At 70.0% G+C, this 22,659-nt stretch carries 17 protein-coding genes; 9 read left to right on the top strand and 8 right to left on the bottom strand.

The features are described from left to right. Positions 1-11: 11 nt before the first annotated feature. Entirely contained in the window at positions 12-2,795 is a 2,784-nt protein-coding gene (locus tag J2X60_RS08180) for a glycosyl hydrolase 2 galactose-binding domain-containing protein (protein WP_309887056.1), read from the bottom strand. 218 nt (positions 2,796-3,013) lie between these two features. Here J2X60_RS08180 and J2X60_RS08175 point away from each other — a divergent pair, with 218 nt between their 5' ends. Both J2X60_RS08175 and J2X60_RS08170 read left to right on the top strand, forming a co-directional pair. After that, positions 3,014-3,412 (top strand): pilus assembly protein CpaE, encoded by a 399-nt coding sequence (locus J2X60_RS08175; protein WP_070417075.1) that lies wholly within the window; start codon positions 3,014-3,016, stop codon positions 3,410-3,412. Between the two features lie 82 nt (positions 3,413-3,494). After that, a complete protein-coding gene (locus tag J2X60_RS08170) occupies positions 3,495-4,325 on the top strand; it encodes an aldo/keto reductase (RefSeq protein ID WP_309778277.1) in 831 nt (276 codons plus the stop codon). Between the two features lie 55 nt (positions 4,326-4,380). Here J2X60_RS08170 and J2X60_RS08165 read toward each other — a convergent pair whose 3' ends face one another. Both J2X60_RS08165 and J2X60_RS08160 read right to left on the bottom strand, forming a co-directional pair. Then, positions 4,381-4,851 (bottom strand): DUF3060 domain-containing protein, encoded by a 471-nt coding sequence (locus J2X60_RS08165; RefSeq protein ID WP_309778275.1) that lies wholly within the window; start codon positions 4,849-4,851, stop codon positions 4,381-4,383. Positions 4,852-4,957: 106 nt separating this feature from the next. After that, a complete protein-coding gene (locus tag J2X60_RS08160) occupies positions 4,958-7,648 on the bottom strand; it encodes an Ig-like domain-containing protein (RefSeq protein ID WP_309887055.1) in 2,691 nt (896 codons plus the stop codon). 2 nt (positions 7,649-7,650) lie between these two features. Here J2X60_RS08160 and dnaK point away from each other — a divergent pair, with 2 nt between their 5' ends. The 5 genes from dnaK (at position 7,651) to J2X60_RS08135 (ending at position 12,909) form a co-directional block, all read left to right on the top strand. Continuing rightward, complete coding sequence (dnaK, locus tag J2X60_RS08155) at positions 7,651-9,513, top strand: molecular chaperone DnaK (RefSeq protein ID WP_070417079.1); 1,863 nt, start codon at positions 7,651-7,653, stop codon at positions 9,511-9,513. Between the two features lie 2 nt (positions 9,514-9,515). After that, entirely contained in the window at positions 9,516-10,166 is a 651-nt protein-coding gene (locus tag J2X60_RS08150; protein ID WP_309887054.1) for a nucleotide exchange factor GrpE, read from the top strand. Positions 10,167-10,189: 23 nt separating this feature from the next. Then, on the top strand, positions 10,190-11,194 hold the full coding sequence (locus J2X60_RS08145; RefSeq protein WP_309887053.1) for a DnaJ C-terminal domain-containing protein: 1,005 nt from the start codon (positions 10,190-10,192) through the stop codon (positions 11,192-11,194). A gap of 126 nt (positions 11,195-11,320) precedes the next feature. Next, entirely contained in the window at positions 11,321-11,731 is a 411-nt protein-coding gene (locus tag J2X60_RS08140) for a heat shock protein transcriptional repressor HspR (protein ID WP_309887205.1), read from the top strand. 35 nt (positions 11,732-11,766) lie between these two features. Further along, on the top strand, positions 11,767-12,909 hold the full coding sequence (locus tag J2X60_RS08135; RefSeq protein ID WP_309778270.1) for a methyltransferase: 1,143 nt from the start codon (positions 11,767-11,769) through the stop codon (positions 12,907-12,909). Between the two features lie 6 nt (positions 12,910-12,915). On the opposite strand, the gene J2X60_RS08130 is transcribed toward J2X60_RS08135, so the two are convergent. Next, positions 12,916-14,919 (bottom strand): acyltransferase family protein, encoded by a 2,004-nt coding sequence (locus J2X60_RS08130; protein ID WP_309887052.1) that lies wholly within the window; start codon positions 14,917-14,919, stop codon positions 12,916-12,918. A 90-nt stretch (positions 14,920-15,009) separates the two neighbouring features. Here J2X60_RS08130 and J2X60_RS08125 point away from each other — a divergent pair, with 90 nt between their 5' ends. Next, the gene (locus tag J2X60_RS08125; protein WP_309778267.1) at positions 15,010-16,506 is read left to right on the top strand and encodes a polysaccharide biosynthesis tyrosine autokinase; all 1,497 of its coding nucleotides are present in this window, start codon (positions 15,010-15,012) and stop codon (positions 16,504-16,506) included. A 67-nt stretch (positions 16,507-16,573) separates the two neighbouring features. On the opposite strand, the gene J2X60_RS08120 is transcribed toward J2X60_RS08125, so the two are convergent. The 4 genes from J2X60_RS08120 to J2X60_RS08105 all read right to left on the bottom strand — a co-directional run bounded on the left by J2X60_RS08120 (position 16,574) and on the right by J2X60_RS08105 (position 21,258). Next, positions 16,574-17,752, bottom strand: a complete 1,179-nt coding sequence (locus tag J2X60_RS08120; RefSeq protein WP_309887051.1) for a right-handed parallel beta-helix repeat-containing protein — start codon at positions 17,750-17,752, stop codon at positions 16,574-16,576. A gap of 283 nt (positions 17,753-18,035) precedes the next feature. Then, on the bottom strand, positions 18,036-19,346 hold the full coding sequence (locus tag J2X60_RS08115) for an oligosaccharide flippase family protein (protein WP_309778264.1): 1,311 nt from the start codon (positions 19,344-19,346) through the stop codon (positions 18,036-18,038). Next, complete coding sequence (locus J2X60_RS08110; RefSeq protein WP_309778262.1) at positions 19,343-20,626, bottom strand: hypothetical protein; 1,284 nt, start codon at positions 20,624-20,626, stop codon at positions 19,343-19,345. The genes J2X60_RS08115 and J2X60_RS08110 overlap by 4 nt, the downstream gene beginning before the upstream one ends. Positions 20,627-20,676: 50 nt before the next feature. Beyond that, positions 20,677-21,258, bottom strand: coding sequence for a hypothetical protein (locus J2X60_RS08105; RefSeq protein WP_309887050.1), 582 nt, complete (start codon positions 21,256-21,258; stop codon positions 20,677-20,679). 376 nt (positions 21,259-21,634) lie between these two features. On the opposite strand from J2X60_RS08105, the gene J2X60_RS08100 reads away from it, so the two are divergent. Then, complete coding sequence (locus tag J2X60_RS08100) at positions 21,635-22,531, top strand: hypothetical protein (protein WP_309778259.1); 897 nt, start codon at positions 21,635-21,637, stop codon at positions 22,529-22,531. The last annotated feature ends 128 nt before the right edge of the window (positions 22,532-22,659 follow it).

Genomic DNA, 22,659 nt, shown 5'->3' with positions numbered 1-22,659 from the left:
AGTTCTGCATATCAATGGTCGAGCACGTCCGCGAGGGTCCACGCCACGGGAGCCGCGGTGAGCGCCGGGATGTCCGCCTCGGTCACGCCGCGCAGTCGGTAGGCGACCCGCTCCCCCGGCAGCAGGGTCATGAACCCGCGGTCGACAGTGCCCCCGGGTGCGACCCGGTCGGGCTGGAAGAGGAGGTCCCGCACGAGGCCCTCCGCCTCGACGACGAGGTCGAGGCCGTCGCCGTCGGGAGCTGCGGTGAAGGCGGTCCGGTACCGTGCCGGCTCCCAGCGCATGTCCTTGTCGGGTCCCGGGGTCCACACCGCCCGTCGCCAGTCCATGTCCGCGACGACGAGCTCGTTCGTCGGGTCGTCGACCACGCCGACCGACTCCGGCAGTGCCACCACGGCGACACCGGCGGCGGACAGGCGGACGGGGAGCGACGCCTCCGCGAGGACCGTCCCCGCGAGGGTGACCCGCCGCACGCGGACGACGCTGTCGTGCCCCGTACGGGTCGAGCGGACGGCGACCTCGATGGGCGCGTTGCCGAACGCCCCGGGCGACACCCCGAGCGAGAGCGTGTCCGCCAGATCGCCCAGATCGGCCGTCTCACCGACGGAGGCCGACGTGGTCGGGCGATCCGCGCCTCCTGGCTGCCCCGACGGCTCGCCCGCAGGACCGGACGCGCCCGCCGGACCGGACGCGCCCGCCGGAGCGGACCCACCCGCCGGACCCGACCCGACCGCCGGACCGGACCCGCCCGACGGACCGGACGCGACCGCAGCCGCGACCGAGGACACCGGACGGATCGTCAGCAGCACGTCGTCGTAGAGCCGCCGCAGCTCGTGCGCCAGCGGCTTCAGCCGCCCGGCCGAGTCGATCGCCGACCACGACGAGACCGGCCAGAGGTCGTTCAGCTGCCACACGACGACGCCGGTGTTCCGGGGCCAGTGCGTCCGCCAGTGCTCGACGCCCGTCGCGATGGCGCGCGCCTGCTGCAGCTGCGTCAGGTAGTGCCACCGGTCGAACTCGGCCGGCGCCACGGACCCGAACCGCGGCTCGAGGCCCCGCGCGAGCTTCCCCATGCCGTCCGCGGCCTTCTGGTGGTGGACGACCCCGGGCGAGTCCACCGCGAGCGGCGAGTCCCGCACCGCGTCGCGCAGCGTCCGCCAGGCGGGCGGTGCCTGCCAGCCGAACTCCGAGACGAACCGCGGCACCGAGTCGCGGTAGGCGGTGTCCGGGAGCCGGTTCCAGACGTCCCACGAGTGGTGCGTCTCGTGGTCGACGTCGTTCGCGGCGAGCGACTCGGAGCCCGACCACGGCGAGGCGACCGTGTAGAAGCGCGAGGGGTCGACCGCGTCGACGATCGTCGGCAGCAGGTCGAGGTAGTAGTCCAGACCCCAGCCGCGGCCCTCGAGCGAGGCCTCCCAGCCGTCGACCTCGTGCAGCCAGATGTTCTCGTTGTTGCCGTTCCAGAGCACGAGCGAGGGGTGCCGTGCGAGCCGGGCGACGTTGTCCCGGGCCTCGGCGATGACCTCGCTGCGGATCGGCTCGCCCTCGGGGTAGGCCGAGCAGGCGAACGGGAAGTCCTGCCAGACGAGCAGTCCGAGCTCGTCGCAGACCTCGTAGAAGTCGTTCGACTCGTAGACCCCGCCGCCCCAGACCCGCACGAGGTTGACGTTGAGGTCCGCTGCCGCGCGCAGACGGTCGTCGGCCCGGTCGCGCGACACCCGCGAGACGATGACGTCGTCCGGGATCCAGTTCACGCCGCGGACGTCGATGAGCGTGCCGTTGACGTGCACGTTGAACGGCTTGCCGATGCTGTCGGACGTCGTCTCGATGCGCGTCGAGCGGAAACCGGTGCGGAACGTCGAGCGGTCGAGGACCTCGCCGTCGACCGTCTGCAGCTCGACCACGACGTCGTACAGGTCCTGCGCGCCGTAGCCACGCGGCCACCACCGCTGGACCTCCGGCACACGCACCGTGACCACGGTCTCGTCGTCGCGCGGGGTCAGCTGCGCGCGGGAGCGCTGGCGGGTGGTGCCACCCTCGGCCGTCGCTCCGCTGACCGTCACGACGAGCACGAGGTCGTCGTCCTCGCCGTCCTGGTCGAGGTCGTTCAGCCCGGAGCGCTCGACGGTGATGTGCGCGTCCAGCACGCCCTCGCCCGCCTCGACGTCGACCAGGGGCCGGACGTCGCGCAGCCTGGCGGTCGACCAGCGCTCGATCGCGACCGGTCGCCACGGGCCGCTCGTGACCGCCGTCAGCCCCCAGTCCCACCCGAAGTTCGATGCCATCTTGCGGATGTACGGGAACGGCTCGTCGTAGGGCCCGGGCATGCTGCCGACCTTCGCCGCGACGCGTCCGGCCTCGCGGTAGGGCGACTCGAACAGGAGCTCGAGCGTCTTCTCCCCGCGGCCGACGCCGCCGGTGCTGTCTCGAGCGTCGAACCGGTAGCGGCGGTGCATGTTCCGCGTCGTCCCCACCACGACGCCGTCGAGGCTGAGCTCGGCGACGGTGTCGAGCCCGTCGCACACGAGGTCCACGCGCTCGAAGCCCCGCGGGTCGACGTAGACGGTGCGCTGGTAGGACCAGTCGGCCCGGCCGACCCACTTGGCGCCGTCCTCGTTCCGGTCGAACGTGGGGTCCGCCAGCAGCCCCTCGCGCTCGAGGTCGGTGTGGACCTGCCCCGGCACGGTGGCGCCGATGGTCCGGCCCACGACGTCGGCCGGCGCGCCTGCTGGCGGCGCCTCACCCGCCATGGTCACGGTCCAGCCGTCGCGGAGTTCCTCGCGTTCGAGGGTCATGCGGGTCCTTCTCTTCGGCGGACGGGTTGGTGTCCGCTGCGGTCGGGACGCCGGCCGGGGGCCCGCCTCGTGGCCGGGTTCTCGGCCGGGAGGCGCGGCACCGGTTGCCCGGGCGTCGTCGCGTCGCGCGCGCGGAACGCTGGTGCGGTCGCGCGTCGGGGTGCTCGGCGATGCTAGTACGGCGACCTTGCAGGACTGCGAGTGGCAGGCTGGAAGACGTGATCAGTGTTGCACTCGCCACCGCCCTGCGCGACGCCGGCCTGCGGTGGCACCCGACGACCGGTGACCGGTTCGTGATCGACAAACCGGGCGTCGACGACGACGTCTACACGGTGTCCGAGATGACCGTGGAGCGGCACGACTACCCCTCGGGGACGGTGCTCGGGTTCAACGGGACGACCGAGTGGGCGCTCGACTCGGTCGACGCCGCGGAGTCCCTCTGGCTCCCGCGCGAGGACCAGCTGCGTGGGCTGCTCGGGCCGGCGTTCGTGTCCCTGTCGGCGGGGTTCACGGTGGTGGCGACGGTCGACGGCGCTGATCGTTCGTTCACGTCCGACGACGCGGCAGAGGCGTACGGGCTGGCGCTGCAGGCGTACATCACGGCGGCGCTGGCGTAGCGGGGTACGTCGGGCGGCGACGGCTCGCCCGGGCTGAACGTTGCCGGAATGCCTGCTGGGTGCCCTTTGGTTGACTCGGACCATGACCGTTCCGAACATCACCCTGAACGACGGCAAGACCATCCCGCAGCTCGGCTTCGGCGTCTTCCAGATCGACCCCTCCGAGACGAAGGAAGCGACGCTCGCGGCGCTCGAGGTCGGCTACCGCCACATCGACACCGCTGAGATGTACGGCAACGAGAAGGAGGTCGGCGAGGCCATCGAGGCCTCGGGCATCCCGCGCGAGGAGATCTTTGTCACGTCGAAGCTCAACAACGGCTTCCACGACCCCGAGGCAGCGCTGGAGAACGGCAAGAAGTCGGCCGACCTGCTCGGCGGCTACACCGACCTCTTCCTCATCCACTGGCCGCTGCCCACCGTGTCGGACTTCGTGCCGACGTGGAAGGCGATGGAGGAGCTCTACCGCGGCGGCACCGCCCGCTCGATCGGCGTGAGCAACTTCCAGGCCCACCACCTCAACCGCCTCGCCGCCGAGACCACGATCACCCCGGCCGTGAACCAGATCGAGGTGCACCCGTACCTCACGCAGGACGAGCTCCGCGCCTACGACCGCGAGCACGGCATCGCGACCGAGGCCTGGTCGCCCATCGCGCAGGGCCTCGTGCTCGACGACGAGACGATCACCCGCATCGCCGGCAACGTCGGCAAGTCCGCGGCGCAGGTCGTCCTCCGCTGGCACATCCAGCGCGGTGACATCGTCTTCCCGAAGTCGGTCACCCGCGCCCGCGTCGAGGAGAACTTCACGATCTTCGACTTCGAGCTCTCCGACGAGGACATGACGGCGATCTCGTCGCTCGACAAGGGGCACCGCACCGGTCCGGACCCGGACACGTTCGACTACGTCCCGGCCTGATCCGGACACGCAGAAGGCCCCCGCGTTAGCGGGGGCCTTCTGCGTGTGTGCCGAGCTACTCGCCCTGCTTCTCGATGATGTTCTGGGCGCCGCGGTCGTCGACCTTCGACGGCGCCGCACCGGAGTAGAGGACGTCGTTGGCGTTGCCCGACAGCACGACCCTGTCGGCGGTCCCGACGGTGATCCGGGAGATCGCGCTCTCGACGATCAGTTCCTCGACATCGCCGAGGTGCACGATCGAGTCGTTGCCCGACACCGTCACCTTGGCGCAGGCGCCGTCCACGGTGACCTCCGCCCCGGACTGGTCCACGACGGCAGCTCCCTCGGCGCACGTGACGGTCTTCTTCGTCTCCGGCACGCGCACCTCGGCGTCGCGGAGCACCGAGGTCTTCGCGGAGGCCGACGCCGAGGACTCGGATCCGGCCGCTGACGACGACTTCCGCTCGTCCGTGGCGGAGCAGCCGGCGAGCACGACCACGAGCGCGACGGCGGCAAGAGTGGGAGCAAGGATTCGGGACGTGCGCATGACGGCGCCTTTCGTTCGGGATGGGGCTCTGTCGGAAGTGATGGGGTGGGAGGGCCCGACCGGTCGTCGGGCCCTCCCGGTGCAGCGCATGGGCTGCGGTGTGGTGTTACTGGGCGTTGCGGTCGACCGTGAAGTTGGCCGACACGGTCGAGGTCTTGCCCGACGCGGTGGTCTGCTTCACCTCGAGACCCCTGTACTCGCCGCCCCGCTTGAGGTCGAAGTCAGCGGTGGCACGCCAGGTGCCGTCCTGCCCGACCGTGGTCGTGGCGACTTCTGTCCGCGACGAGGCGACCCGGATCTCCGCCCCCGGAGTGGCGGTCCCGACGAACGTGGGACGCAGCACCATCACCTGCTCGTCCTGGGCCGGCGCCGAGAGCGTCAACTGCCGGAAGGACTCGTTCGAGACGATGAAGTGCACGCGGATCGTGCCGACGAGCGTGCCGCGGATCGACTGGTCGACGTAGAGGTTGTACTCCCCCGGCGCCAGCGGCTTGTTCGGATCGGTCTTCGCGACCCACTGACCGTCCACCACCGTGCCCGAGGCGACCTCACGCGAGGACCCACGCACCGAGATCGTCGCGCCCTCGTGCCCGGTACCCCGGAACACCGGTGCGAGGGTGTCGAGGACCTCCCCTTCGCCCGGGCTGGTGACCGTGTGCGGCGTCACGATCGGGGTCACCGCACCGATCGTGAACCGGTGACGGATCGTGGACGTCAGCCCGCCCTTGCCGATTTGGTCGAAGTACAGGTCGTAGTCGCCCGTCCCCAGCTCCATCGTGGAGTTCGCCGACCAGGCGCCTTCCCCGTTCACCTTCGCGGACGCGACCTCGCGCGTCGAGCCTCGGACCACGACCTTCGAGCCGGCCTGCCCGGTCCCCGCGAACGCGACCGTCCCCGGAGCGACCGTGCCGTCCTTCGTCGGCGTCGTCACGACCACCGGCGCAGCGGGCGCGCCGTAATTCAGGGTGAACGACTTCACGTCCTCCGGCGCACCCTCGATGACGACACTGAACGAGTTCGCGCCGGAGGTCGCCTTGTCGGGGTCGATCGGGATCTCGTACGCGTCGCCCTTCGCGACCGTCCGGCCGATCTCCTGTTCGATCGAGTTGCGCAGCACGACGCTCGATCCGGTCGGGGCGGCGCCGAACGCCGTCGCCGGCTTCGTCGGATCGGCCGCGTCGAAACGACCGTCGGCAGTGAGCTCGACCGTGCCCTCGCCCGGGTTGACCACGATGGTCTCGGTCTGGACGTTGCCGCCCTTCGACTTCTGCGTGACCTTCAGCTCATGCTCGTTCTCGTTGAGGTCCGCGGTCTTCAAGCTCCAGTTCTGAGTGTCACGGACCGTTGCGGGCCCACCCACGAGCCGGTCCCCTTCTCGCACCTCGACGACAGCGCCAGGCTCACCCTTGCCGCGCACATCGACCTGCCCGCCCGGGTGCAAGAACCCGTCCTCGGGACGCTCGACGAGAAGCTGCCTCCCGTAATCGACCGACACGGCAGTCTTGCTGGCCCGCTCGCCCTGGAGCGACTGGTACACATTGAGGTCGTACTTGCCACCCTTGTTCGGGGCAGGCAGTTCAACCGACCACGCACCCGAGATCGCGTTCGCCGGCTCCGACGCAACGACCATCTGGTCGTCCTCGTTGAACACCTGTACGACCGCGCCAGGGTGCGCGGTCCCGGAAAGCGTGACGAGGTCATCACGATCCGTGCCGAACGCGTGGTCCACGACCAGGTCCGCGATCCTCAGCTCGACATCAAGGTCGTATTCCGCGGTGATTTCCTGGTTCTCGTACTGCAGCAGCTTCACCGGGTTCGACCCCAGCTCCAACTCGTCGAGACGGAAGTCCCACACGCCGTCATCGTTCACACGCGTCTGGTCCTCGAACTCGCCATCGCCCCACTGCAACACCACATCCGCAGCAGGGGCGGCGATTCCGCTGACAAGTGCCTCGCGCGCCGGAACGTCGATCGAGTCGACCGCCCCGTAAAAGCCGGAGAAGGGGGCAGCGAACTCTGTCTTCTGGCCTGACTCCGTGAACTCCGCCCAGGACGTGTTCCAGGGTACGAGCCAGCTGTTCGGGCGGTCGAGTGGCCGGGGGCCCGACGCATCCTCCACGAAGAACCGCTGCGCGGCATCAGAGGGATCGCAGGACACGAAATTCGTGGCAGTGAGGCTGAGGCAGAGATCCGTTGCCTCCACTCGGAGCTGTTGCGCGAACGACCCGGCGGGGACACTGACCCGCACCGCCGCATCTCGAGCCTCATCAGCGGTGCTGAAGTGCCTGTAGGACAAGTCGGCACCCGACATGATGTATGCGACGTACGTACCACCGTACTTTCCGTACAGCGCACCGTAGGAAGACGAATGGGCGGGCTTGTCCGGATCGATGCCAGGAGTCCGTGTAAGGGCGGAGGCAGGTGCTGCCCCGAAGGACAGGCCGGAGGCGAGGGTCGCGACGGTGAGCACCGAAGCACCCAGACCCTTCGCGAACCGCTTCTTGTTGCTTGACATGGTGAAGGTCCCTTTCGAGGGGATCAGGCCGCGTGCTCTCGCTCGGGACGATCGGGTCGCCCGCGATCTGCGGTCATCGTGGTCGCGGGACACCCCGCTGCCATACCACAATATCAAACACCGGCGTGAAATACAACACTCGTCATGGCAACAACTTGAGTCATTCGGACGCAACTTCCAGCTCCCAGACTTGACGCGCCTCCTGGCAGGAGTAGAGTTGAGTCCATCGGACGCAAGTCCAACGACTTCAGCAAGACCCGCACCAACAGAAGGAGCACCCACACATGGGACGTGCAGTAGGCATCGACCTCGGAACCACCAACTCGGTCGTCAGCGTGCTCGAGGGCGGTGAGCCCACGGTCATCGCCAACGCCGAAGGCATGCGCACCACGCCGTCGATCGTCGCCTTCACCAAGGACGGCGAGGTGCTGGTCGGCGAGACCGCCAAGCGCCAGGCCGTCACGAACGTCGACCGCACCATCGCATCGGTCAAGCGCCACATCGGCACCGACTGGACGACGGACATCGACGGCAAGAAGTACACGCCGCAGGAGATCTCGGCCCGCATCCTGGGCAAGCTCAAGCGCGACGCCGAGCAGTACCTCGGTGAAGACGTCACCGACGCGGTCATCACCGTGCCGGCGTACTTCAACGACGCCGAGCGCCAGGCCACGAAGGACGCCGGTGAGATCGCCGGTCTCAACGTCCTCCGCATCATCAACGAGCCGACCGCCGCTGCTCTGGCGTACGGCCTCGACAAGGGCAAGGAAGACGAGCTCATCCTGGTCTTCGACCTCGGTGGTGGCACGTTCGACGTCTCCCTGCTCGAGGTGGGCAAGGACGACGACTTCTCCACGATCCAGGTCCGTGCGACCTCCGGTGACAACCGCCTCGGTGGTGACGACTGGGACCAGCGCATCGTCGACTACCTCGTGAAGAAGTTCAAGGACGAGCACGGCGTCGACCTCTCGACGGACAAGATCGCGAAGCAGCGCCTCAAGGAAGCCGCCGAGCAGGCGAAGAAGGAACTGTCGTCGCAGATGTCGGCGAGCATCCAGCTCCCGTACCTGACGCTGACGGCAGACGGTCCGCTCAACCTCGACGAGACCATCTCGCGCGCCCAGTTCGAGCAGATGACCTCCGACCTGCTCGACCGCACGAAGAAGCCGTTCAACGACGTCATCAAGGAAGCCGGTGTCTCCGTCAACGACATCGCGCACGTGGTGCTCGTCGGTGGCTCGACCCGCATGCCCGCCGTGGCCGAGGTCGTCAAGTCGCTGACCGGCGGCAAGTCCCCGAACCAGGGCGTCAACCCGGACGAGGTCGTGGCCGTCGGCGCCGCGTTGCAGGCCGGTGTCCTGAAGGGCGAGCGCAAGGACGTCCTCCTCATCGACGTCACGCCGCTGTCGCTCGGCATCGAGACCAAGGGCGGCCTGATGACGAAGCTCATCGACCGCAACACCGCGATCCCGACGAAGCGCAGCGAGACCTTCACGACCGCTGACGACAACCAGCCGTCGGTCGCGATCCAGGTCTTCCAGGGCGAGCGCGAGTTCACCCGCGACAACAAGCCGCTCGGCACCTTCGAGCTCACCGGCATCGCGCCGGCTCCCCGTGGCGTCCCGCAGGTCGAAGTCACCTTCGACATCGACGCGAACGGCATCGTGCACGTGTCCGCGAAGGACAAGGGCACCGGCAAGGAGCAGTCGATGGTCATCTCCGGCGGCTCGTCGCTGCCGAAGGAGGACATCGAGCGCATGGTCCGCGAAGCCGAGGAGCACGCGGCCGAGGACAAGGCTCGCCGTGAGGCCAACGAGCGTCGCAACCAGGCCGAGCAGCTCGTCTACTCGATCGAGAAGCTCATCAAGGAGAACGACGAGAAGCTCCCCGCGGACGTCAAGTCCGAGGTGCAGGCCGACGTCGACGCCCTCAAGTCCGCGCTCGCCGGCGAGGACGACGAGGCCGTGAAGACCGCCTTCGACAAGCTCAACGAGTCGCAGGGCAAGCTCGGCCAGGCCATCTACGCCCAGCAGGACGCAGGCGCCCCGGCCGGTGAGCAGCCCACCGCCGACCAGGCGGCACAGGACGACGAGGACATCGTCGACGCCGAGGTCGTGGACGACGAGGACGACAAGGACAAGAAGTAACGATGACGGATCCCAAGGACAACGTGCCGAACGCGGACGAGCCCCAGGTCGAGGGCGACGCCACGAACGCGGCCGAGCCCGAGGACCTCATCGAGGCGGAGGGGCCCGACGTCGAAGTACCGACCGACGGCCCCGCCGCCGGGGGCCCGGCGGCGAACGACCTCTCCCCCGAGGACGAGGCACTCCTCGCCGACGCCGCCCGTGGCATCGCGGAGGACAAGCTCAGCACGGAGGACCGCGACCTGGTCGCCGAGATGCGTGCGGACATGCTCCGTGCGCAGGCCGAGCTGGTGAACTTCCGGAAGCGCGTCGAGCGCGACCGCGAGGCCAACCGCGAGGTCGCCATCGCCGAGGTCGTCCGGGCACTCCTGCCGGCGCTCGACGACCTCACCCGCGCCGAGGCGCACGGTGACCTCGCCGAGGGCCCCATGCAGGTCATCGGGCAGAAGATCCGCGGCGGCTTCGAGAAGTTCAAGCTCGTGCAGATCGGCGAGAAGGGTGAGTCCTTCGACCCGAACATCCACGAGGCGATCGTGCAGCTCCCGACACCGGGCGCCACCGGCCAGACCGTGGCGGACGTCGTCGAGCCGGGCTACAAGCTCGGTGAGCGCGTCCTCCGTGCGGCCAAGGTCGCGGTGGCGGTCCCGGCCTGAGCGCGGGGAGGAGGTAGGGATTCATGGCCAGTCAGGACTGGTTCGACAAGGACTTCTACAAGGTCCTCGGCGTCGACAAGACGGCGAGTGACGCTGAGCTGAAGAAGACCTACCGGAAGCTCGCGCGGCAGTACCACCCGGACTCCAACCCGGGTGACGCCGCCGCCGAGAACCGCTTCAAGGAGATCAGCGAGGCGTACTCGGTGCTCTCCGACAAGGAGCAGCGCCAGGAGTACGACCAGGTCCGCGCCATGGGCTCCGGCGCCCGCTTCACCGCGGGTGGCCCGGGCCAGGGCGGCGGCTTCGAGGACGTCTTCGGCGGCATGTTCGGTCAGGGCGGGGGCGGACAGCGTGTCCGCTTCGGCCAGGGCGGAGCAGGTGGCGCCGGTGGCTTCGAGGACATCCTCGGCGGGATGTTCGGCGGTGGCGGCGGCTTCGGCCAGACCACCGGCGGCTACCGCGGCTTCGGTGGGCCGACGAAGGGCCGCGACGTCACCGCGACGACGACCCTCGACTTCACCACCGCGATCGCCGGCGACACCGTCAAGCTCTCGCAGGGCAACGGCCGTCCGGTGAACGTCCGGATCCCCGCGGGGGTCGCGGACGGGCAGAAGATCCGGCTCCGTGGGCGCGGCGAACCCTCGCCCGACGGCGGGGAGGCCGGTGACCTCGTGGTCACCGTCACCGTCCGCAAGCACCCGGTGTTCGAGCGCGACGGGCAGAACCTGCGGCTGGACGTCCCCGTGACGTTCGTCGAGGCGGCACTCGGCGCGACGATCGAGGTCCCGACGCTCGGCGGCTCCACCGTCAAGCTGAAGGTCGCGCCCGGCACGCCGTCGGGTCGCGTCCTGCGCGTCAAGGGCCGCGGCGTCGCCACCAAGAACGGGACGGGCGACCTGCTCGCGACCGTCCAGGTCGCGGTGCCGTCGCATCTGACGGACAAGCAGCGGGAAGCGGTCGAGGCCCTCGCCGAGGTCCTGCCCGACGAGGACCCCCGTGCGGACCTCCTCGCCAAGGCGCGCAGCTAGCGGCGCGCAACACCAGCAGTAGACCCGGCCTGGAGGCGCGGCGCGGCTCCGTCAGGAACGCGCGCCGTGCCTCCAGTCTGGTTTCCGGACCATGCGAACGACGGAAAGGAACACGCCATGACCGACATGGACGAGAACTCGCCCGTCTTCGCGATCGCGATGGCGGCGGAGCTCGCCGAGATGCACCCGCAGACGCTGCGACAGTACGACCGGCTCGGCCTGGTCGTGCCCGGCCGTACGCGCGGCGGGTCGCGCCGGTACTCGATGCGTGACGTCGCGCAGCTGCGCGAGATCGCGCGCCTCGGGTCCGAGAGTGTCTCGCTCGAGGGGATCCGCCGTGTCCTCGAGCTCGAGAACGAGAACCGCGCCCTGCGCGAGCGCGTCAGCGAGCTGGAGACGGCCCTCGCCGACCAGCTCATCAACCGGCCGGGCGCCCGCGTGTTCGCGGCGACCACCACCGGCGCAGCGGTGCCGCTCCGTGCCGGCATGCGGCCGCAGCGGAACACGCAGATCGTGCTCTACCGCGGGCCTCGCTGACCCGTCCGCACCGGGACCATCGGTACGCTGGCGCCGTGCCACCGGACTTCGCCGACTTCTTCCGCCGCCGCGACGACGACGCGCCGGACCTCATCGCGATCGACGGCACGGACCGCTTCATCCTCGACGAGGCTCCGCACGTGCACGGCGACGCGCTCCGGCAGCCCGGCGAGGTCGCCGTCGTCGACGACCGGTACGGCGTGCTGACCCTCGGGGCGATCACGGTGCACGGTGCGTCGGACGTCCGGGTCGTGCAGGACTCCCTCGTCGGGGTGCGTGCGCTCGAGGCCAATGCAGGCACCTTCGGACGCCGGGGCTTCCACCACCCCTCGTCGCTCGAGCAGGCGTTCCGCGACGTCCGGCTCGTGCTGCTCCGGCTGTCGAAGTCGAACGACCGGCTCGACGAGCTCGCCCGCGCCGTCGCCCGGTTCGCCGCGCCCGACGTCGTGCTGCTGTGCGGTGGGGTGTCGAAGCACATGAACCTCTCGCAGAACGACGTCCTGCGCCGGTACTTCGGCGAGGTGACGGCGTCCCGCGGCCGTGGGAAGTCGCGGCTGCTGATCGCGCAGGACCCGCTCCGCGCCCAGGCGACCCGGGCGGACGCGACGAACCCGTGGCCGCGGTCGGTGCACGTCGACGACCTCGGGATGACGCTCGTGGCCCACGGCGGGGTGTTCGCCGGGACCTCGCTCGACCAGGGCACCCGGGTGCTGCTCGACGCGATGGACGATGCGGTGCCCGGCGCTCGGACCGCCGTCGACCTCGGCTGCGGGAACGGGGTGATCGCCACCGCACTCGCGCGGCGTCGACCGGGCATCCGGGTGATCGCCACGGACGTGTCGCAGATCGCCGTGGCATCGACGATCGCCACGGCCGAGGCCAACGGCGTGGCGGACCGGGTGCTCGTCGTCCGGAGCGACGCCGGCGACGAACTCGACGAGGGCTCCGCGCAGCTCGTCCTCTGCAACCCGCCGTTCCACGCGGACACGACCGTGACCACGGACGCGGCCGAGGCGATGTTCCGGAACGCGGCCACGATCCTCCAGTCCGGCGGGGAGCTCTGGTGCGTCTGGAACTCCCACCTGCGGTACCGGCCGGTGCTGGAGCGGTTCGTGGGGGAGACGCGGCAGGTGGTGCGGACGCCGAAGTTCACCGTGACGGCGTCGCGGCGGGCGTGACCGTCCTCACCGTGCGGCCTGGACCACCTCGCCGATCGGTGTCACCATCGCACGCGCCCACTCCCGCGTGAGGTGGCCGTGATCCCGGTACATCAGCGTGTCCCCCGAGATGACACCGCACCGTGACGCTGAGCAGAACCAGTCGTTCAGGTCGGCGTAGGTGTGGCCCGCCGATTCGGCGGTCTCGCGCTCCATGGCAGCCCATGCGTCGTCGAGGCCCTCAGATCGGTCGATCGCGCAGGCGTCGGCGTTCTCGAGGTTCGCCGAGAGACATCGCGGTACGGACTCGGCGAACTCGGGCGTGTCACGGAGGACGCTCACCCGCGAGTCGCGAGGAAGCGCTGCGAGCGTCCGGGCGAGCCCCTCGCGCCACTGCGTAGCCCGGTCGTCGGCGTGCACAAGGTCGAGGTGGGCCGATCCGGTGATGAGGACGACATCGGGCTGCTCCGCACGCAACCGGTCCAGGACCTTGCCCCGCCAGGTGTCGCACTCGACGGAGTGCCGGCCCATCGCTCGCACGGGCACGTCGGCAATCGTGCAGGCGTTCTTGGTGAATGCGAGGACACGCATCCCGGCCGTCCTGGCTGCGAGCGCCTCGACGGCGGGCACCCAATGTGCTGCGTGCGAATCCCCGACGATCGCGACCGTCATCGAGCCCGACGGATCACCCAGCACGCACGAGTTCACCGACGTGTCACGGGTGCCGACGTTGTGACACCCGACGCTGCGGGGCGCGGAGCCGGCCTCCGTCGCGTCGTCGAGCCGCGGGCGGATGTTGTCCGGGACGAATGGTGTGAAGCGCGGCTGCTGTGCAGGGACGGTCGGTGAGGCGGTCCGTTGGCTCGTGAGAGCAGGCTGCGGGATGACCGTGTTCCCGGCGAGGGTCACGGCGACCGCGGCCACGGTCGCCGTGACCCCGACGAGCACGACCCGTCCGTCCCTGCGCCCCGCCGTCCTGAGCGGGCGCTCGACGAAGCGCGTCGTGACGTGGGCGAGCACGACCGCGACGGCGAGTGCGACGCACCGCGCCAAGGGCTGCAGCGGCGTCGCGAGCCCGATCGCGGCCTGCGGGACCACCAGCAGTGGCCAGTGCCAGAGGTAGAGCGAGTACGAGATGCCGCCGAGGTACTGCAGCGGGCGCAGGCCGAGGAGGCATCCGGGACCGGCGACGTGTCGCGACGCCCCGGCCCACACGAGCGCAGCCGTGGCGAGGACCGGCAGCAGGATGGCGGCCCCTGGGTAGGACGTGCGCGCATCGAACCCGAGCGCCGCGGTCAGGATCCCCGCGAGCCCGAGCCACCCGACGATCGGCGTCCAGCGTCCTCGGAGAACGGCGCCGCGGTGCACCGCGATGGCGACGACACCACCCAGCCCGAGCTCCCACGCGCGAGACGGCAATGAGAAGAACGCCCACGGTTGGGCGTACGAAGTCAGGACGATCCCGAGTGTCAGGGAGACCACGACCGCGACCGCGAGCGTGGTCGTGATGACCGCGAAGCGTTGCCGGACGGGCAACCGACGGGCGAGCCACCAGACGCTGGCGAGCATCATCGGCCAGAGCAGGTAGAACTGCTCTTCGACCCCGAGGGACCAGAAGTGCTGGAACGGCGACGGTGCGCCGCCGGTGAGGTAGTCGGTGCCCTCGGCGGCGAAGTAGAGGTTCGGGATCGAGAGCAGTGCTGCGATCCCGGCCTCGACGAGCTGCTGTCGCACGAGTGGAGGCATCAGGACTGCCGCACCGGCGAGGGTCACGAGTGCAACGAGGAGCGCCGACGGGAGGATCCGGCGAACCCGTCGAGCCCAGAACCCGAGGAGATCGATGCGTCCGCGAGTGCTCAGCTCACGGATCAGGTGCCCGGTGATGAGGAACCCGGAGATCACGAAGAAGACGTCCACCCCGACGAAGCCGCCGGTGACACCGAGGTGCGCGTGCTCGAGGAGCACGAGCGCCACCGCGATGGCCCGGAGGCCCTGGATGTCCGGGCGGAACGTCGGGGAGGTGCGTGTCATGGCTGCTCCGATCTCGTGGTCACCGTAATACTACCATGTGATATATTTAACGAGCGGCATCAGGGCCGCTCGACATCGATCGGAGGCACCGTGGAGACCACGAACCTGCTCAAGGCCTTCCGCAAGGGCTGGCTGCTCATCCTCATCGGCGCACTCCTCGGCGCGGGTGGAGGGTTCGCCGCCGCGGTGCTGGCGACGCCGGAGTACTCAGCGACGACCAAACTGTTCGTCTCCGTGCGAACCTCGGACGCGGCGTCAGCGACCGACGTCTCGCAGGGCAACTCCGCGGCCCAGCAGAAGGTGCGCTCCTACGCAGACGTCGTCCTGACGGAGAGCATCCTGCAACCCGTCATCGAGGAACTCGCGCTGGACACCACGCCGGCCAGACTCGCTCGACGGGTGCAGCCCACCATCAACACCAACACCGTCGTCATCTCCATCGCGGTCAGCGACGAGTCGGCGGCCCGGTCAGCACAGATCGCGAACAGCATCGGCCGCAGCTTCGTCCGGGTGGTGGAGCGGTTGGAGAAGCCGAGCGCGGACTCCGCGAGCCTCGTGCGCGCGTCGACCGTCCAGAGCGCGGTCGTGCCATCAGCTCCGTCATCTCCGAACAGGACGCTGAACATGGTCGTCGGACTCGCGGCCGGGGCCTTCCTGGGGTTCGCTGCGGCGCTGCTCCGGGGACTCGTCGACACGCGCATCCACGGTCCCCGCGACGTCGCCGCGGCCACGGACGCCCCACTGCTGGCGACACTCGGCTTCGACTCCGAGGCCAAGCGTCAGCCCCTCGTCGTGTCCACGAAGGGGCGCAGCCCTCTCGCCGAGGCGTACCGCCTCCTCCGGACCAACCTGCAGTTCGTCGACCTCGGCGCCGGCAACGGCAGCTTCGTCGTCACGTCGGCGATGCCGAGCGAGGGCAAGACCACGTCGACCGCGAATCTCGCGATCGCTCTCGCCGAGACCGGCGCGCGCGTCGTCCTCATCGACGCCGACCTCCGGCGCCCCCGTGTCGCCGAGGTGATGGGGCTGGAGAACTCCGCCGGCCTCACCGACCTGCTCATCGGCCGTGCCGAACTCGACGACGTGGTGCAGCCCTGGGGACACACCAAGCTCGACGTCCTGCCCGCGGGACTGGTCCCGCCGAACCCGAGCGAGCTGCTCGGTTCGACGGCGATGCAGGCGCTGCTCGAGCTCTTGACCGCCCAGTACGACCACGTCCTGCTCGACGCTCCACCGATCCTGCCGGTCACGGACGCCGCTGTGCTCGCCACGATGACCTCCGGCGCGGTCGTGGTGACGTCCGCTCGGAGCAGCAGGACGCCGCAGCTCCGTGCTGCCGTCGACCGGCTCGAGCGGGTCGGGGCAACGGTGCTCGGCGTCGTGGTCAGCATGGCCGCGTTCCGTCGACGCCAGCGGTACGGCGGTGCGTACAGCAGCGCGTACGGCACCTACTACGGCGGTCAGGAGACGGTCGACCTCTCAGCTGCCACGCCGAAGCGCGGTCGCCGGCTGCGCGACGAAGACTCCGCGACCTTCCCTGTCGCACCGGCGACGCCCGCACGTCCACAGCGCGGAACGACTCCCTGATCAGAGGCGAGCGCCCGCGTCGACATCCTCAGACGAGGGTCGGCGCGGGCGTTCGCTCGTCTGGGTTTCACGGGAGCGACATGAAGGTCGATCGATGCTCCAGACCGGTGGCCGCGCTCCATGCCCGGTACTCGGGCAGGCGTTCAGCCCGCTGCCACTGCAGCCGGACGGAGTCGGCAAGCGCGATCGTGTTCTCGTTACTGTTCAGCCCAGCGGGAACGCCGTCGTGCGCGTACAGGTACGCGTGAGCGGCACCGGAGAAGACGTTCCCACGCACCGTGAGGGTCGGCCGCACGCCGTCCACGTAGAACAGCAGGTGGCTCCCCTTTCCAGCCTTGTCCGGCCGGACGGCAGCGCTCCAGCTCGAGCCTGCGTCGTACGCCCGGTTCCCCCGCACGCTGCACGTCGAGGACCCGGGACTCTCGGCTCCGCCGGTCGACCAGTACTCGAAGGTCTGCATCGTCCGTTCGACGGTGTTGCCGGTGAACTCGACGTCCGACCACGACACACCTTTCGAGACGCCCGGACCCTGGATCGTCATCGCGCTGTCCCAGCAGTCGACGATGGTGTTCCCGCTGACGAGCACGCCGGACGCGCCGGACCAGACCTGGACTCCGTTGCCCATCCGCGACACCCCGTCCGACGCCAGGGCACCACCGGCCTCCCCGATGACGCAGTCCCGGACGACCGCCCCCTCGGTCCGGCTGGCCGACGTCGTCTGGACCGCGTTCCGCCCCGTTCCGATGACCGCGAGGTCCTGGATGACGAGCCGAGACCGGACTTCCACGATGGGATCGGCGACGGCGAGCCACACACGACGCCCACCGGCGCTCGGGTTCGTGGCGCAGCGCACGGTGACGAGGGAGCCCCTCGACCGGAACTGCCAATCCCGTTCGAGCGCGGCCAGATCGGTCTTGCGATCACCGTGGAAGGTCGAATCGACTTTGAGGAATCCGACCTCGGTCGTCCACGGGCTCACGTAGCCGTGGTGCGTCCGTCCGACGTTCGCCGCACTGATGTCGACCGACCAGAGATCGTCCCCCGCCCTCGTCCAGCATGCAGCGCTCTGAACGTACTTGTACGCCGTGACGACGGGCGGCTCCGGCTCATCTCCCCACGACGCGAACCGCAGCGCGCCGACCGCGCCCGGGCGGATGACTCCCGGGTGCCGTCGCCCGCGCCGGAGCCGCACCGTGCTGCCCGGCGGGATGGCCGACGCCGCGAGTGCTGCGTTGACCCGCGCCAAGGAGGCCCACGGTCGCTTGGCAGCCGTCCCGTCGTCCGCATCATCGCCAGCAGCGGGGTCGACGTAGTAGGTCGTCGAAGCCGCGGCTCTTGCCGGCCGAGTCAACAGGCTCAGACCGACCGAGGCGCTTCCGATTGCGGCCCCGGTCAGCAGGGTCCTCCGGCTCAGGACGGTCGCTCGGGGGATTGGTCGGTGTTCCATCTGTGCCTCTCCGCGCCGCTCCGGTGGCGACGCCGAGGGGAAACTATTCGCTCCGCGTTCTTCGACACCAGCTTCCGGTATGTCACATCGTGTTGCGCCGCGAAAGTCGACGGATCGCTCGGAGAAACGACCGGATGTCACTGCGTCGAACGCCGTAGAACGACTTCGGGTGGATCCCGTGGCGGTGCCACACCTGCAGCACGTTGAGCGAGCTCGAGACGAAGCAACCGGCCAGGGTTCCGATGGCTGCCCCGAGGGCCCCGAGGGACGGCACCAGAGCGACGAGGAGCGCCGTGTTGACGAGCGCAGCGACGACGAGCGACGCGCTGCGGCGGCCTGGAGCGCCTCTCGCGCTGAGCGTGACTCCTGCGAGGGCACCCTGTCCGCCGACCACCGTCGCGAGCAGCAGCACCAAGCAGGCCGGCATGGCGTCGACGAACTCGGCACCGAAGACGAGCGGGACCCACCACCAGGCGCTCGCGGCGAGGGCACCGGCCGCCACGATGGTCAGTGCCGAGGAGATCCGTGAGGCGGCGAGCATCCGGGCGTCGTCCTGCTCGGCGGCGTCAGCGGCGAAGGAGACGTCCCGGACGGCGTCGCTGATGACGAGCGGCAGGTCGGCGACGTTCACCGCGACGACGTACAAGCCGAGTTCCGCGGCGTCGGACAACGGCGCGATCAACGCCTGGTCGAGGCGGGTCAGGAGCACTCCAGCAATGGATCCGAGCCAGACCCTAGCCCCGAACGACATCAGAGCACGGGTGCTCGGCGTCTCGGCGCCTTCGGGACACGCCGCTCCTGTTCCGCGTCGCAGTCCGACGTACGCGACGGCTCCGATGATCGGCGCCACGGCGAGCACCCCGACCGCGTGGGCGACGTCGAGGGATCCGGCTGCGGCGAACGACCCGAGCGCGATGAGCCGCACTCCGGCCGTGATGGCTCGTTCCACGGTCACCAACCGCCACCGGTGCATGCCCGCGGCGACGGCCTGGAGCAACGCCACCATCAGCGTCGGCACCAACATGACCGATGCGAGGGTGACGAGGCGGACCAGGTCTCGGTCTCCGGCGGCGGAGAACGGCGCGGCGGCGATCAGGAGCACGGTGACGACCACGCCTGCGCCGCCCAGGACCGCGACGGCACGCCGCACGAATCCGCCGTGCGACGACGGGTGCCGTGCGATCGTCCGGGTGACGGCGGCCGGGACGCCGAACGTCGCGACCGCCGTGGCGAGGAAGAGTGGTGCCGTCACCGCTGCGACCGCTCCTCGCCCGTCGACTCCGAGGGTCTGCGCGAGGATCGGCGCTGTGGCTATCGAAGCGATCGGGGGGAACACGTTGCCGATCAGTGCGGCGACGATGTTGCCGACCCGATTGCGTCCGCCAGCACTCACAGGGGCACCGTGGCAGGTCGCGTGGGCCGAACGAGGCCGTCGAGGGAGGGGCCCACACGCGCCGAATGCCCGTTGGGTGTCGGCACGAGTGCGAGCAGGACCAAGACGAGGACGCCGGTCGGAGCGTTCGCGCTGAGGGAGTTGAAGCCCAGGATCGATGTCAGGACGACGAGGGAGCCGAGCCGAGCCCCCCGCGCACCATTGGTGTCACCCCGCGCACCGCTGAGCGCGAGGGTGACCAGGGCCCCGAAGAACAGCAGGGTCGCGAAGAGTCCGAAGTCGATCGAGAACATCAGGAACGGGTTCTCGAAGGTCGTGCCGATGAGCGCGTTGCGGGTGACCTGCTCGCTCGCACCGAAGCCCTGGCCGACGATCATCGTGTCGGCCCAGCGCTCCACCGCGAGGCCGACGGTCTTGAGCCTGGCCGACGACGATCCCCCGTCGTCGGCGAATCGCTCCGTGACGGTCATGCTCGCTTCGCTCGCCAGGAACCCGACAGCTCCGATCGACGCGAGCGCGGTAGCCCCTGCCTTCGCCAGGACACCGACACGGGCCCGCAGGATCATCACCGCTACCGCGACGATCGCGGCGAGCAGCGCGAACCGGGATCCGGTGAGGGCGATCCCCACGATGAGCAGGACCGGCGCAGCCAGGCGCAGCCACCCTGAGCGGAGTGCGGCACTGAGCGGGACCGCAGCGGACATCCAGAGTGCGGCGACGAGGGGGTGGTCGAAGGTCCCCACCATGCGTCCGGGATCGGTCTTCCACCACCGGAGGCCTTCGAGCGTGGTGAGCCACGGCTGGGGAACAGCGCCGGCCCAGACGGTCAGGACGAGCGCGGCTTGGGCACTCCCGATCAGGACCAGCAGCCGTGCAGCGCGGCGGGGGAACTCGGCGTCGTCCATGCCGCGGCTCCGGATCCACAGGAAGAGCAGTGCTGGCCCGAGGATCTGGAGCACCAGTGTGCCGAGGTCGCCGGCGCGTCCGGTGAACCACGACGTGGCGAACGCGATGACGAGGAACGTCCCGAGCATCACGCAGACGACCAAGTGCTGCGCGACGACCCGTGCGATCCCACGCGGGTCACGGATGCACTCGACGATGACGATGGCGAGCGTGAACGTCGTGGCTGGCTGCCAGCTCGTTCCGACGGAGGTTCGAACAACCTCGAACGGCAGGACCGACGCGGCGACGAGTACGGCACCGATCGCCCACGTGGGGCGCCGGAGTCCGACGACCCCGACGACGAGCGACAGCACGAGTTGCGCGATGAAGAGCATTCGGTCACCTTCCCGTCTGTACTCTTCATTACAACATGAAATGTGTTATATCAACAGCTATCCCAGTGATCTTGAAGCACGATCTGCAGGTCGGCGGACGACCACAATGCCGCGCGGACGCGGTCGTTCCGACCCTCCCGGACGTTCTGTTCGAGCAACGCGGGCGAGCGGCGCAGTCCTCGGACCGGCCAGAACCCCGCGCCGCCGAGCGCCACGACCGGGAGCACGGGGACGCCTGCGCGGAGGGAGCAGTGGTGGAGCCACGTGTCCGAGGATCCCGGAGCGACTTCCGTGAACCCGTCACCCCGCTCGCGCAGCACGTCGAGGAACTGCGGCGGGTAGAGGATCCCCTTGACCCCCACTGCGTAGTTGCGCGGCGTTCGTCGCTCCGAGCTCGCCCGCCCCCAGCGCTCGTACGGCGCCACGGCGGCCCCGTCCACCACGATGCGGTTCACCCGGTGCGCAACGATCGCGTCCGGGTGCCGACGGTGGTCCGCGACGAGCGTCTCCAACCACCGCGGCGGGTAGAGCACGTCGTCGTCGGCGGTGACCATCGCCACGCGATGCCGAGCGATGCTCGACACGTACGGGAAGTACTTCTTGTGCGGCCCGAGGTCGTCGCAGAGCCGCACCTCGACCCCGCGACGGCGAAGCCTGGACAGACCCCGAGGCGGTGAACGGACGAGCTCCGCATCGTCTATCCAGACGATGAGCCGCGAAGGTCGAACCGAGCCGCGTCCGATCGAGGCGAGCGTGAGATGGACCGATCTCGCCCGCACGCCGAAGGTCGTGAGTGACACCACCGGCCCCCCGGGAGCGACCAGCGACCGGCGACCGAAGCGGACCCGGATCGCCGCCGAGCCCATGCGGAGGTACGAGGAGAGGAGGCGGATCGGGTCGCGAGGAAGTCGGCGCATGACTCCAGCCTGGATGATCAGATCGGCCGATCCGAGCTTTCTGCATGTCATATACACAGGGTCGAATCAGGTTGCCGCTAAGGTCGTCACCGTGCGATGGAGTCGAGTGGGCTGGCCCGCCGTCGGGTACGTCTCCCTCGAGGACGTCGACGGCTACCCCGAGCACCTCGCGCGCCTGGTGACCGACGCCCCGCCGTCCGTGGCCGCCCTCGCGTCCGTCACGTGGAGCGAGTCCCGCATCCAGAGCTGGCGCATCGAGGAGGCCGGCCGCCACGGCGACGCTGGCGTCGACGCCACACCGACCCACACCGTCCACGCCGTGTTCGTCGTCCGCAACGACGAGGTGCTCGACACTCCGGACGGCCTCTGGCGCCGGTGGAACCACGCGCGGGTGTCCCTCCGCTTCGACCGCGCCGTGCTCGATCCGTCCGACACGGAGGCGCTCGACCTGCTCGCCGGTGACGTCCACGTCTCCCGCGGCGAGATCGCACACGTGGACGCCGACGTCTGGGAACTGCGCCTGCTCGTCTCCCCCACCGGCGAGCTCGCGATCCACTTCCGCGACGTCGTGATCGAGGTGCGGCCGGTCGACGAAGAGGACTGGGCAGCGCTCGAGTCACGCCCTGCCCACGGCTGGCACGGCCCGGTCCCGGACGGCTGGGTCGAGTGGGCGACCCCGGCGGTGCGGGCTGCGGCGCACGGAGACGTCGGCGGCCTCTCGCTGGCGCTCGACGGCATCGGTCAGGACCCCGCTGGCATCGACGAGGTCGACCCACGGTGGGGCTTCGCGCCGCTGCACGCGGCCGTCTGGTTCGACAACCGCGGCACGACCGAGGCACTGCTCGAACGCGGTGCGGACGTCCGGGTCGAGGACGCCGAGGGGCGCACCGCGATGGACATCGCCCACGAGCGCGGCTCTCGCCGGGCGGAGGAGATCCTCCTGGCCTGGTTCGACCGGCCGGCGCACGAGCCGCCCCAAGGCGACTGACGACGGACGGGAGGCGCGGGGGCCGCGGGCCCCCCCCCCCCCCCCCCCCCCCCGGGGGGGGGCCCGCCCGCCCGCGCGGGGGCGGCGGCGACCCGCCCGGAACACCGCCCCGCGGCCAGCGGCGGCCG

The organism is Curtobacterium sp. 320 (genome assembly GCF_031455235.1).
Classification (GTDB): domain Bacteria; phylum Actinomycetota; class Actinomycetes; order Actinomycetales; family Microbacteriaceae; genus Curtobacterium.
This window is presented reverse-complemented; position numbering and strand designations above follow the sequence as displayed.